14 protein-coding genes are annotated in these 12,486 nt (G+C 64.1%); 1 reads left to right on the top strand and 13 read right to left on the bottom strand.

Going from position 1 to position 12,486, the window contains the following annotated elements:
* Positions 1 to 32: 32 nt before the first annotated feature.
* From IB273_RS06175 to IB273_RS06210, 8 genes are all read right to left on the bottom strand, one after another.
* Complete coding sequence (locus IB273_RS06175) at positions 33 to 2,768, bottom strand: host specificity factor TipJ family phage tail protein (RefSeq protein WP_192223544.1); 2,736 nt, start codon at positions 2,766 to 2,768, stop codon at positions 33 to 35.
* The gene (locus tag IB273_RS06180) at positions 2,734 to 3,147 is read right to left on the bottom strand and encodes a hypothetical protein (protein WP_192223545.1); all 414 of its coding nucleotides are present in this window, start codon (positions 3,145 to 3,147) and stop codon (positions 2,734 to 2,736) included. The genes IB273_RS06175 and IB273_RS06180 overlap by 35 nt, the downstream gene beginning before the upstream one ends.
* Positions 3,148 to 3,150: 3 nt before the next feature.
* Positions 3,151 to 3,639, bottom strand: a complete 489-nt coding sequence (locus tag IB273_RS06185; protein ID WP_192223546.1) for a DUF1833 family protein — start codon at positions 3,637 to 3,639, stop codon at positions 3,151 to 3,153.
* Entirely contained in the window at positions 3,636 to 4,097 is a 462-nt protein-coding gene (locus IB273_RS06190; protein ID WP_192223547.1) for a transposase, read from the bottom strand. The genes IB273_RS06185 and IB273_RS06190 overlap by 4 nt, the downstream gene beginning before the upstream one ends.
* Complete coding sequence (locus IB273_RS06195; RefSeq protein ID WP_192223548.1) at positions 4,094 to 6,982, bottom strand: phage tail length tape measure family protein; 2,889 nt, start codon at positions 6,980 to 6,982, stop codon at positions 4,094 to 4,096. Before IB273_RS06195 ends, IB273_RS06190 begins: the two co-directional genes overlap by 4 nt.
* A 12-nt stretch (positions 6,983 to 6,994) precedes the next feature.
* Entirely contained in the window at positions 6,995 to 7,225 is a 231-nt protein-coding gene (locus IB273_RS06200; RefSeq protein ID WP_318652466.1) for a hypothetical protein, read from the bottom strand.
* A 107-nt stretch (positions 7,226 to 7,332) separates the two neighbouring features.
* Positions 7,333 to 7,824, bottom strand: coding sequence for a hypothetical protein (locus tag IB273_RS06205; RefSeq protein WP_192223550.1), 492 nt, complete (start codon positions 7,822 to 7,824; stop codon positions 7,333 to 7,335).
* Positions 7,825 to 7,884: 60 nt separating this feature from the next.
* Positions 7,885 to 9,054 (bottom strand): phage tail tube protein, encoded by a 1,170-nt coding sequence (locus tag IB273_RS06210; protein ID WP_192223551.1) that lies wholly within the window; start codon positions 9,052 to 9,054, stop codon positions 7,885 to 7,887.
* 113 nt (positions 9,055 to 9,167) lie between these two features.
* Here IB273_RS06210 and IB273_RS06215 point away from each other — a divergent pair, with 113 nt between their 5' ends.
* On the top strand, positions 9,168 to 9,785 hold the full coding sequence (locus tag IB273_RS06215; RefSeq protein ID WP_192223552.1) for a hypothetical protein: 618 nt from the start codon (positions 9,168 to 9,170) through the stop codon (positions 9,783 to 9,785).
* Here IB273_RS06215 and IB273_RS06220 read toward each other — a convergent pair.
* The 5 genes from IB273_RS06220 to IB273_RS06240 are packed head-to-tail and all read right to left on the bottom strand — an operon-like array spanning position 9,754 to position 12,430.
* Positions 9,754 to 10,161 carry a phage tail terminator-like protein gene (locus tag IB273_RS06220; protein WP_192223553.1) on the bottom strand — a complete coding sequence of 136 codons (408 nt, stop codon included), beginning with the start codon at positions 10,159 to 10,161 and terminating at the stop codon, positions 9,754 to 9,756. The two genes, IB273_RS06215 and IB273_RS06220, sit on opposite strands and share 32 nt — an antisense overlap.
* On the bottom strand, positions 10,161 to 10,547 hold the full coding sequence (locus IB273_RS06225) for an HK97 gp10 family phage protein (protein ID WP_192223554.1): 387 nt from the start codon (positions 10,545 to 10,547) through the stop codon (positions 10,161 to 10,163). Before IB273_RS06225 ends, IB273_RS06220 begins: the two co-directional genes overlap by 1 nt.
* On the bottom strand, positions 10,547 to 10,933 hold the full coding sequence (locus tag IB273_RS06230; protein WP_412548062.1) for a hypothetical protein: 387 nt from the start codon (positions 10,931 to 10,933) through the stop codon (positions 10,547 to 10,549). Before IB273_RS06230 ends, IB273_RS06225 begins: the two co-directional genes overlap by 1 nt.
* Positions 10,923 to 11,918, bottom strand: a complete 996-nt coding sequence (locus IB273_RS06235; protein WP_192223555.1) for a hypothetical protein — start codon at positions 11,916 to 11,918, stop codon at positions 10,923 to 10,925. The genes IB273_RS06230 and IB273_RS06235 overlap by 11 nt, the downstream gene beginning before the upstream one ends.
* Positions 11,915 to 12,430, bottom strand: coding sequence for a DnaT-like ssDNA-binding protein (locus tag IB273_RS06240; RefSeq protein ID WP_192223556.1), 516 nt, complete (start codon positions 12,428 to 12,430; stop codon positions 11,915 to 11,917). The genes IB273_RS06235 and IB273_RS06240 overlap by 4 nt, the downstream gene beginning before the upstream one ends.
* Positions 12,431 to 12,486 lie beyond the last annotated feature (56 nt).

Consider the following 12,486-nt stretch of genomic DNA (forward strand, 5'->3'; position numbering starts at 1 on the left):
CGCACATGGCGGGCCTTAGGAATTGGGGTAGATCAGGGCGCCGTGGCGTCGTCGAACTGGTAGACGCGAGCGTCGTAGTTGACGGCCGAAACCGAGGCGCCAACGTTGCTGCTGGGATCAATTGAGGTGATCAGCACCGGGTAAGACCAGCGGGTAGCGGTGCCAAAAAGCAGGTGTGGCGGCTCGATCTCCCAGGACAGGTCGGGGATGAAGTCGGGAGCCGTGATCGTGACGGTGTAGTCATCGACCCTCGTCGCCGCATAGGGCCCGGAGAGCGTGCCGTCCGGCCGGCGGAGCGCGAGCAGGTGCGGATCAGCAGATGACCAGTCCAGTGGCTCGCTGGATTCCAATCGCACCCGTCCGCCACCGATTGCTTCGAAGCCGAGCAGTAGCGCGCTCTGGCCGTAGCCAGGCACGTCGTCTGCTACCGCGCAATAGCCGAGGTAGTCGCTGTTCAGGGCATCCAGCTCGGTCGACCAGGTGTTGTCCCAGCGCCGGTACAGCTGGACCATCCGGCGGCGCATGCCGATTCGCCAGGCGCGCGTCCTGTCGATGACGCCGGGAACGCTGATCTTTTCGACCTTCCGACCGACATCGCCAGGAAGGCGGCATTCCACTGTTGCCTTTTCCCAGGTCAGCCCGTCTGTGTACTCCACATCGACGCCGTCATAGTCGTCCGGACCTGGCGCGGTGAAGCTACGCACCAGGGCCTCGGTCATATTCTGCGGGGTGTACATGTGATCGAAGGAGGTCCGCGGCTCATCGCGGACTGGCGATATTCTGCCCCGCTTGATCGTCAGTTCTGCGAAGCCAGCGTCCAGGGCGTCCTCGAGGTTGCTTTTCACTGTCCCGGCATCAGTGATCGCGATGTCGTAGGTGTCGCCGCGCGACTTCCAGATCGTGTCCAGGCGATCGAGCTCTATCAGGTCAAGGTCGGCGTCGGTGTACCCGATGGACTTCGCCACGTAGGCAACCCACGGCACGATGTCGCGCGTTGGCTGTGGAGTGGTCCAGGAACCGCCACTGCGTGTCGGCAGGATGCGAGTCGGTTTCAAGGAGATCTTGTTGTCGGTCATCGAGGAGATGCGGTCGGAGGAGCGCACCTTGACCGCGATGGTGGTGGCCCCGGGGTAGCTGGTCGGCGCCGCCAACTTTGCCCGCATGCCGTACCACTGAGCTTTATCGCGGTATTCCGAGGTCGAGTTACCACCCTGGTTCACGAATACCTTCCGAAGCCGAACCTCTGGCCGCATGGCATACGGCAGCACAATCCGGTCAGTGAAACCCTGCTGATCGAGAGTGTTGCCGGCGTGGCTGAAGTGCACGACGTTCCAAGCACCGCCGACGGCCATGTCCCGCCACTCCACGTCGTAGAAGACGCTGATCTGGTAGAACTGCCCTTCCCGCCCGACGCCGCACAGACCTTCCGGCATGAACACGTCGAGCTCGATCAGCGAGGTTTTCTCGCGCTCAGGGCATGCCGGGAACGGCCCGCGGTAGCCGCCAACGGAGCCGCTCATGTCCAAGCTGATGACGGCTGAAGAGGTCGTCATGTTGTCGAACCCTGCCCAGGTGAGATCAGTCGATCCACTGGAGGTCAGTCGCTGAACAGTGATGGTCTGTTTGTCGGTGGAGATCGTGGCGATCCGGTACAACAGACCTTTCGGTCCGATGGTGGCCGGGCCCGTTCCCAGCGTGAGCTGATCGGCCGGAGAACCCCAGTCGTAGTCCAGCGTCATGCCGGTACCGGTGTCGAAGGTCACGACGGTGTAATAGCCGCCGTTCACGCCGACCACTTCAATCTGGTCGCCAACCGATGCGTTGAGCATCGACAACGGCCCGGTGATCACGTCGCGCGGCGTGCCATCGGTGACCGTGTAGCTGTACGGCGCGACGACACGAATCACCTGGCCCACGGTCCAGTCAGCTGGAAACTGGCCTTGGCCGACAGGGATGGAGATGGAGAAGCCGCTGAACTGGTACGCCGAGGCGGTCGGCGAAGGGGTGACGTCCGTCGATAGTGTGAGCTCCAGGCCAGCGGTGCCGGTGGAAGTAGCGCCGACCTCTGTCGCCGTATGCCACCACTGCGCGGCGGTTTCCGCCGACAGGTCAGCGCCCGGCTCGTAGATGGTGTAGCTGGCGTCCGCTCCCAAGGCGAGCAGCGCGGTGTCGCCGATCAGCACCGAGCTGGCGGGGATCTGGTACTCACCCTTGCCGATGCACAGCAGGACTTCCATCCATTGCTCGCGCGGTGCAGAGAAGTACTTCCGTGGCGGCAGCAGGTAGTCGGGGAAACGTTTCGGCGAACCAGCCAGCTCCGGGATCACATCGCCCAGGGCGACCTTGTTGGCGTTCGCCGTCGCATCGTTCAGCTGGTTGCCGCTGCCCGGCGCCGAGGGCATGCCAGGCATCTTGGGCATTAGCGAGCGGAAGACCGCCTGAGCACCCTTGAACAGCGCGGCGGTGATCGTGAACGGGTCGGTTCCGCGTGGCTCGATGTAGATGCGCGCCACGTCCTGCGTCTGTAGCAGGGTGTCGCCCCACTCTTCCGCCGGCACGACCTGCTCCTGCGCACTGATCTGCTGCTCGGTCAGGTCTGACCTGGTGGCGAACTCGGCGCGGATCAGGCCGATGGTGATCGGGTGCAGATCACGGTCGCTGAAGCTCGGGATATTGGCCACGAGCCAGTCGCGAATGGTCAGCGGCTGGATAATCGGATGCCGCTCCAGCGGCTCACCCTTGAGCTTCGACGGATAGATCTCGATCACGGTAATAGATCACTCGCAGGTAGCGCGCCTCGAAGTCAGCCAGGCGCTGAATGGTTGGTGTGCCACGCGGGTTTATGTCCAGGACCTGCAGGCGCCCCTCCTTCTCGACCACCAGGCCGACGTGGACGCAGAGCGCACCGCGCATCGCTGCGGCGATTGCGCCAGGCGCCGGATCACACTCATCCAGGGCGCGCTCTACCTCAGCGTGGTAGGCGCGCTGCATGTCCACCGGAGTGAGCCGCGTGACCGCGCCGAAATTGCTCAGCCGGGGCAGGCCGTAGAGCTCGGAACGAGCCAGGATCACCAGACCCCAGCAGTCCAGGCGCGGCAATTCGCGGCCCCCTTCCAGATAAGTGGCCGTCAGGTATCGGTCGAACATGGGTCAGCTGATGTACTTGAGCCCGGGCGCGAAGGTCGTGGTGTATACGTCGCGCGGCCAGCCGGTATTGATCAGGTCGTAATAGCCGGCGGTGACTTCCACTGTGGTGCCGGAGCAGCGGCCGCTCTTAACCACCATTCGATACGGCGGCTCCGCCGGCGCACTGGGATCGGTGTTGAGGAAGATGCGGAGGGTCAGGAAAATCCGGGCGCCCGCCTCCATCGCGGCGTCGATGCGCTGCTGGGCCTCCCCGGTGACGTTGTCGATGGCGAACCCCACCGTCTGCGCACCGGAGTTGTCACGCTTCGGGATAGCGACGTCGATACCAGCCGCCTGGAAGGTGAGTGTCCGCGCATCCTCCGTGGTGAACACCTGATCTTCGAAGCCCTGGCACAGCAGCAGCGAATCGGCCCAGGCCTCGCAGGACAACTCCAGCGTGGCGACGGAAACCTCCGGACCGCCCGAGGCATAGACGCGCTCCAGTACCGTCATGCTTCGGGCCACTCCCTGTTGATCGCTAGGTCGATGATGCTCTTCCCGAACCACAGGTCCGGGAAGTTCACCCAGCCGCCAGGAATCAGAGGCCTGTTGCGCAGCTCAAGGATTGCGGTGAACTCCCACCGGTCGACCTGCACGAGCTTCGGCCCGGAATACATGCCGCGTATCTTGCACAGGTACGGTTCGAACCCGAGCGGCGTCTTGAGCGGAGCTTCGAACCAGAAAGTTCCTTCCACCAGGACGGTGGAGAACCAGGTCTCGAAGAAGGAGGCCTGCTCTCCGTCCATGTTCCAGCGCACATTCACCAGCGTGGGGACGTTGGTGTAGCGGCGACGCTCCCGCAGCCTGCCAGTGACCAGCGTGGTGCTGAGCTTCGGGTCGGTGGTGTTGAGGCCGTAGTCGTCCTGTAACGGCGGCGGCAACTGCGAGGGATAGATGATCGGGTCACTCATGTGCCTGCGGTCCTCAGTCCGTACTTCTGCTGCATCGCCTTGTGGGCTTTGCCGTCGCCCATGATGCTGGCCACCCAGATGTCGATCATGTCGGCGCCGTCGTCACCCTTCCGGGTCTCCACGGTGCCGGCCCTCGATGGGTCCTCATAGAGATTCACCACTGGCGCTGCCGCAGTCATGCCTCCGCTCGTTGAACCGCTACCGCCAGACGACGTCGGGGTGCGGTCGTTGGAGTTGATCGCCTCGAGCAGCGCGCGGTTGCGGCGGGTCGCGTCAGCGTTGACCACGAACTCGCCATTGCTGAGCCAGCGGAGGTTGCTGTCGGAGGTGCCAGTGCCGGCGCCATTCACCATGCCACCAGTGGCCAAGCCAGGAATCATCGCGAGCGAGGATGCCAGAGCGGTGGTCGAGGTCAGCGCGGTCTCGGCCGGAATGGAGTTGCCGCCGAAGCTTGCCAGCGATGCCATTGCGGCAGCCGGCGCCCAAGCCGCAGCAGTGGTACCCGCCATCGCCACGGTGGCAGCAGTCTGCGAAGTCCCCAGGGTCATCGCCAGCAGTGCGTTGGCGCCCATCTGGACGCCCATCTTCACGAAACCAGAGATGATGCTGCGCAGGGCTTCGCGCCCGATGTCACCCAAGGAGCTCATGGAAAGGTTGAGGTCCATGATGTCCTCGGTGATTCCATCGGTGACAGTGCTGAAGGCTCCCTGGAAGATGCTCTGCGTTTGGCCGGCGACGTTGGCCGCCTGGTCGCCGAAGTTCTGGACGGCGGCTGTCCACCCGTTGATGGGATTGGCCATGGCGGCATCCATCTGCGCCCAACCTTGCTGCATCGCGGCGATCTGCTGCGGCAAGTACTCGTTGGTCAGGTCGATCTGGGCCTGGAGTTCCTGTCGCTGCTTCTCGGTCGTGGCCTGGGCCAGTTCGGTCCGCAGCTGCAGCACCCGGTCGTTCGTCTGCTGCTCGAGCTGCAGGCGCTGCTGGTACTGCTCCGCTTCCTTGCTGCCCATGCCGACGGCTGCCGCCTGCGCGGCGTACTGCTCGCGTTGCAGCAGCAGTTGCCGCTCCAGTTGGGCCTGGTACTGCTCAGCAGCCGTGAGACCCTGCGCACCCTTGATCGCCGCGGCGTAGTTCTGCGAGGCCTGGGCAAGCGCCTTGCCGTACTCCTCTCGGGTGATCTTGCCCTTGGACAGCGCCAACTGGAGCTGGCTCTCCTCCTTGGTCAGGGTGCGCGCTGCCTGGGCGGCAGGGTCGTACTGGGCCAGCAGGCGGGAGGCGGTGTTGTCCGCCTCGCGCACACCGGCGTTCTGGCCGCGGGTCTTCGGCGCGTTCTTCTTCGCCTCCCGCTCCTTGATGTCGGCGATCTGCTGTTCGATGTTCTTCCGCGACGCGGCGTACTTGGTTTCCTCTTCAGCGGTATAGCCCCCCGCCGCCAGCGCATTCGCCCGCGCCTTATCCAAGTCCTTCAGCTGCTTCTCCAGCTTCTGGGTCTGCGTCTGGGCCGAGGCGTAGATGCTGTTGATCGTGTCGACGCCCTTCTTCCCGGCCGTCTGTAGCAGGTTGTTGGCAATCTCCTCGGCCTGTTTCTGGCCGTCGGCGGCGATCTTGCTCTGGAGTTCCTCGGCGCGCTTGTACAGCGTGTCCAGGCTGTCCTGGTTGATCCCAAGCCCCATCAGGCGGCCGCCACGACCGACGCCCTTCTGGGCGTTCTCGATCTGCTTATAGACCTTGGCCAACTGCTGCTCGGGCGTCTCGGTGCGGCCGACATCGAGCATCGCGTCCCAGGCGGACTTCGCGGCGCCCTTTAAGCCGTTCCAGGCTTTCTCCACGTAACCGAGGTTCTGCTCCATCTCGGCCGAGCGGGTCGCCAGCGCGTCAGCGTATGCCTCCGTTGCGACACGCGCGGCGTCCATGGTGCGGCCCTGCTCCTGCAGGGACTGGATGTTGGCGTACTGGGCAGCAGTGAGGAAATGCAACTGGTCGTCCAGCTTCTTCACCGCGTCGACCGGGTCCTTAGCGAGGTCGTTGAAGTTCTGCACCACTTCGGTGGTGGCCTGGCCGGTCATCTTCGACCAGTTCAGGGTGCTGGCCGTGATGTTGGTGTACAGGGTGGTCAGCGGGTTGCCAGCGGCGGCCAACTGGGTCAGCACGGCAGCGGCCTCGCCAACGGTGACATTCCCTTTGCCAACCTGGGCTGCGAAGTTTGCCAGCTGGTTGGCCGATGTGCCGGCGGCATTTCCGTTCTCGATGACTGCATCCGTCATCGCGTCGGTTTCTTCGCTGCCCTGGTAATAGGCGAGCGTCAGCGCACCTACGGCAGCGGCGGCCAACGTGAATGGATTTACCAGGCCGAGCACGTAGCCGCCGACGGCGCGCGCAGCCGGGCCGATACCGCCGAACATGTCTTTCAGCTGGCCGCCCTGCTGCAGAAAGACCGTCATCGGGGCCTGGCCGCTGGCCAAACTGACAGCGATGTCGGTCAGTTGCGGCGGAACCATGCGCAGATTGTTCGCCATCTGCTTGGCGGACATCCCGGCCTTGTTCATGCCGTCGTCAGCCTCGCCCAAGGCATCGCGCATAGCGTCGATACGCTTCTGGGCATCGACCAGGGTGTCCGACTCGACAATCCCGAGCTTCTTGTAGCGCTGCAGCCTCTGCTGCATGTCGTCCAGGCGATCGAGAGCGGCCACCGTCGGGTTGATCTGCCCCAGCAGCTTGGCGAGCCCCTTGCGCTCCTCGTCCAGGGCGTCAGTAGTGCGATCGGTAGCCCCGGCGGCGTCGATACCGGACTTCTCCAGCCGGTCGAGCGCATCGCTCATGCGATTGGCGTTCTGCTCCGCCCCGCGCGAGTCGATGGTTATGTTGAGGCGACTTTCATCCGCCATGGCGGTCTCCGGCTACTTTTTCGGGGTCGGCTTGGGCGCGTTCTGCGCGTCCCACTGGGCGCGGTACTCGTCGTCCAGGGCGAAAATGGCGGCTTCGAATTCTTCGAGGGGGATGGCGGTGGGGAACCGCTGGAGGTAGGCGTCGATATCGCGATGCGAGAGCGCGGCCGGCTGGCCGATCATGCCGATGTACTGCCGCCCTCGGCTGATGCAGTTGTAGGCGCCCAAAATCTCGGCGCACACCCCGTCAATCTCGGGCTCTGGCGGCATCGGCAGGCCGAATCGCTCGTGCTGATGCCGCTTCTTATCGTGCTGGGGGCCAGCCCACTCCCTGGCCCAGCGATACGCGCTCAGGACTTTCCCACTGTCTCCTGGGTGCGCAGCTCAATGCGTGCCGCGATGTCGTTCCCGGTCTGGATCGCGAAGAGGTAAAGCTCAGGGTGATCATCGAGCAGCACCTTGCAGCGGCCAGGGGTGTACTCAGCTGGCACGCCAGGCTCCTCAGCCTCCTGCACGCCCTTCCAGCCCTTGATCAGTTGTTCCGTGGCCAGCACCACCAGCAGGCGGCCCTGCTCGTCGTAGGCGACCTCGCCCAGCGCGGCGGGATCGAAATCCCGAGTACCAACCCCAGCGGCCATATCGATCCGGGCGATGTGCCGCTGGATCAGCGCCAGATGGGACTGGTACAGCGGGTTCATGATCGACGCGACGAGCAGCGAGAGGTCTGCTTCCTCCTCGACGGGGTGCGGCGCCAGGCGGCCGGTCTCCTTATCCAGCTTGAAGTGCACCCAGCGGGTGCCGTGGAGATCGAGCTCGGGCTTTTTTTTCAGGGTAATAGCCATGGTGTTCCTCTGCGGTAAAAAGGCCCAGCGCACACCGCAGGGCGCGCCAGGCAAGGCGGGTTACGCGGTTACGGTGACCGCGCAGGTGTCGGTTTTGGTCGGATCGGCCACGCTGGTGGCGGTGATGGTGGCGCTACCGACGGCAACACCGGTGACCAGACCGGTCTCGCTCACGGTCGCCTTGGTGGTGTCCGAGGAAGACCAGGTGACGGTCTGGCTCGCGCCAACCGGCAGCACTGCGGCCTCCAGATCCACCTCGTCGCCAACGGCTACCGAAACCGTGTCCGGGGTGACGATGACGCTGGCGATCGTCACCGGCGCCGGCAGGCGGGTGATGGTCGGAGGGGTACGGCGGGCGGTGTAGTTCAGCTCGACCTGCACAATTTCTTGGGCGCCAGCGTCAGGCCAGTCACCGCTGACCTCCAACTCCGGCAGCAGGATCGAATAGCCGCCGTCGGCGTTGGCGATCGTGAACTCCAGGCTGATCGCGTCGCCGGTCTGCTGCTTCTTCCAGTTCTGGTAGGCCAGCTTCGACCAGGCGATGGTGATCGAGCCCGACGGGGTGAAGATGGTCGGGATGATGTTGCCCGGGAACGGGTTGCCGTTGCCGATACAGCGCTGGGTCTGAACGGCGTTGTCGAACTGCAGAGTGAAGGAGTCGACGCAGGCGTTGTCCTCGCCGACCTGCACACCGTTGATTTTCAGGCCGCTGATGTCCTTGAACCCGAAGCGGCGTTCGGAGGCCTCCGGCTGGGCGCTGACGATGTAGGAGGTGTCGTCGGCCTTATCCGACCAGGCGCGCGCGGCGAAGGTCGTGGTGACGGTCACCTCGTTGTCGCCGGGGAAGTCGAAGGCCATGGTGGCGACCTGGGCGCCACGGGCAATGCCGGCAACGCCGATGTCCGCAGCGTAGGTGGCCAGGGAGAAGGTGATGCGGTCGTTGCCCATGGTCAGGACGTTGGAGACCCATGCCTTGCCGAAGCAGGAGGCCATGAACTCGTCGAGCGCGCCGTAGCGCCACTTCGTTTCGACGTCGCCACCCACATCCACGGTGGTCTGGGCGGTGCCCTGGGCCATCCGATCGGCGCCGATCTCGTTGTTCTCCTCGGTGTTGTAGGTGGGGGTCACGCCATTGCTGATGCGGGTCAGCGTGTTCCAGTTGCCCGGCGGAGTGGTGCCGGGGGTTACCTCTTTGATCCAGGCGAGCTGGACCTTCGCGCCAGAACTCATGGGCGATTCTCCTGTGTAGGCGAAAGGGACCGCCGAGCTGGCGGTGGACATTTGGGGACGAGCCGTTATGTCAAGTACGATGCAGCGCATCACAATGGCGCGAGGCCCCTGCAATGGATGCGGAAACTTCAAACTTACTCACAATCGGACTCAACGCAGTTGCAGCGTTTGCAGCAGCAGCGTCAGCAATTGGTGCGTTTTGGACGATCAAGCGCGCAACCTCAATCGCCAACTCACAACAGAAAGCGGCAGATACAGCACGCGCGAACGAACGATTGCTTGATCACGCAGTGATCACCCTTGAACGGGCTTACTCGGCTTTCGCGGGAAACTCGCCAGATAGCAACCCGCCGCCAGATAGCAGGGTCGGCTGGCTTACCGCCGCGCGCCTACTGCTTGAATACAAGAATGCAAAGGCAAGGATGACTGATCCCTTATTGATTCAAGAGTGCGATAGTCATGAGGATCATTGGCGTCTGAAGTTTTACCTCAAGCTTTCAACAATAGAGCGTGACCGCACTTACTACACCCAGGCTGCCCGCATCGAGAAGACTTCGGCAGTGATCATCACCGCATTCTCGGAGTGGCCTGAAGGTAAGCCAGACCCAATTGATGTTTACGACTCCGCGCGGGACGCAATGAGCAAACTGAAGCTTAACCTGCGGCGATCGCACCCGCTTCGTTGGTACGTGGACCCAGTCAATATGCCCGGTACGGAACCGCAAGATTGACTTGGTACCAACCGCGGCCGTCGTCGCCGAGTGAATTCATAGAAACGGTAAAGCAGTCGAAGGGATGCGCTGGGTCGGTATAGAACTGGAAGTGCTCGACGAGAGTGTCCGCTGCCTTGGTGATGGCCAGCGTGCCCTTGTTGCTGGGCACGAAGAGCTGAATGGTCACGCGGCCATCGCGGCGAACACAGGGACCGTTGCCGATCTCGGTGGCTCCCGCCGGTGCGGAAAGCTCACCCAACCGCGCCCAGATAGCCTTCCCAGTCGGATCGAATGGCCCCTTCGGGTTGTTCGGGTAGTCGATATCGCTGGCGGGAATGCCGGTCCAGGCGCTCATGCGGTCAATGAATACGGCCCGGATCTGCTCAAGGGTCATCATGAGTTCTTCGCCAACACGCTGTAGTAGCTGACCCCGTACACGCCCGCCGGGGCCTGGCCGGAGTGGCCATCCTCCAGCGCGCCGGCGTAGATCAGATTGTTCTGGATGTAGACCACCGAATACGGCACCAAGGCGGCCAGCGCGGCTTCGCCATAGGCCAATGTCTCGTTGCCGTCCAGGTCGTAGCGGTTCACCGAGTAGAAAACCGGCTCGCCCACGCTGACCAGGTTGTTGGCCTTGAACCGGCCGGTGAGTACCGGCGCGCGAATGGTGATCTGCTCGAGCATCTCGATGGTGAGGCGCCGCTGAAGGGCAACTACCCCTCCGTCCACCTTCTTCATGAAGGTCGAAGGCAGAACGCTCCACTTCCGCTGCCCAGCCATCAAGCTTTCCTCAGCTGCAGCTCATGGTGAACGCCGGCAGGGTCCCCGCCGACAGTCACGATGCGGTACCCGGTCAGCGCTGTGCCGAGGATCGGCACCACGTCGACGGTGCTCAGCTCATGCCCGACCTTGGGCCGGTCCTCCACTTCGTTCACCAGGGCGATCAGCAGGAGATCGCCGACGAGGATGTTCAGCCCGTCGATGCGGCTCGCGTCGTAGTTGTAGAAGACGCCGCGCCCGCTGTAGATCACGGGCTGGGCCGTGGTGGTCTCGGTGGATTGGTCCCAACTCCCTGGCCCCATGTACTGACCGGAGAAGGTCGTCACTGACTCGCTGAAGATCGTGTCGAACAGCTCGCCGAAGATGGCCTGCATTTCATCGCGCACGGACACCTCCAATTACGTATTCAGTCCAGCACCGGCAGCCGATGATTTCGTCATCCTCTGCCCCCAGCGAGTCATCTCCCGGATACATCAGCAGCGCTCCGCGCCCGCTCACGAAAGGGCTGCCGAGTTGCTGCTTCTGGCCCTGCATCGGCGCATGACTGTGCCGGACCTTGTCGTCGCCGACTGTGTGCCACTCCTTCAGGATGCGGCTGCGCTCCACGCCGTCGCCCACCAGCTGCTCGTAGACCCGGTCGCGGCCTGCGCTGAAGGCGTTGTGCGCCTGGGTAGCGGCCAGTTGCTCGGCGCCAGTGCGCAGCAGGCGCTCGGAATATCGGCCCACGATGCGGTCAACGTCGGCCTGAGCCACCGCCTTTCCGCTCTCGATCGCGCGCTGGACGATGCCGTCGAAACGGCGGTCGCGCTTCAGGCGGGTCAGATACTGGCGCATCTGCACCGGGTCGCCGCTGAGCAGCTGCACGCGCGCATTGGCCACGAACTGGGCGTAATTGCCGGGCTGGCCGACCGCGCCGCCGGTGCGCTCTCCGGTGCGGCTGCTGCGCCGGCCGACCAGATCCATGGCGGTGCGTCGAGCCGACTGGCCGAGCAGGTCTGCGGTCTGGATGGTGTAGCGGACAGCCAGGCGCGTGGCCTCGGCAGTGTCACGCTGCAGGTCGGCGGCATTCCGGGCGAGCCAGCCGGTGGCGTCTGCGCCCATGGCGTCGAACTCAGGCGCGACAGACCGCGGCAGGTAGCTGATCTCCCAGGTGGCGCCAGAAAGGTAGGTGGCGCGCACCTGTTCAAGGAACGCGGCCAGCAGGCCCAGCGACAGCGCCTCGACTATGGCGTCCTCGTCCTGCTCCTGGATGTAGCGCTCGATCTCCGCGACCACAGCGGCATCGGTGACCGCCCTTACCTTGTCGAGGTAGGCCTGCTGCAGCGCCGGCTCCTTGCCCTCGATCGCGGCGAGGATTTCGGCCTCGGTCATACCGTGGCCACGCCCGGGCACGGGCAGCGCCAGGCCATGATCGGCGCCAGGATGTCATTGATGATGCCCACGTAGGGCTTGTTGGGCTGGTTGTCACCCTCGGCCGGGCCGAAGAACTCGGTCTTCAGCGGGCCAACCGTCGCGCTCTTCACCGCCATGCTGGCAACGTAGTCGGGGTTCAGGCTGCCGGGCTTTACAAGCTCGCGCAGCGCAGCCTCATAGGTGGCCTGCTCGACCTCGGCCGGCACGGTGCCGGGGTCGATGGCATCGCCCTCTCGGTCAACGGCGCCGGTGCGCGGCCATTGCAGCGCCTGGCCACGCCCGCCGACCTTCTTGCCAGGGAACACCAGAACGCACTGGGTCACGGGCAGCTGAGTGCCCAACCCGTCGATGTAGGCCGATGCTCTTGTGAGCGCCGCGGTCTTAGCCTCCTCGCTGCCAGTCCAGGCGGCATTGCCGCGTGCCTGGTGGTAGGCATCAGCGCCAGCTACGGTTCCGTAGAAGTCGGCCATCATCGTTCTCGAATAGGTGGGCCATCCTGGCCCGGTTGAATCGTCCCTGCTGGGGA

Origin of the sequence: Pseudomonas sp. PDM19, from assembly GCF_014852215.1 — a bacterium.
GTDB lineage: Bacteria > Pseudomonadota > Gammaproteobacteria > Pseudomonadales > Pseudomonadaceae > Pseudomonas.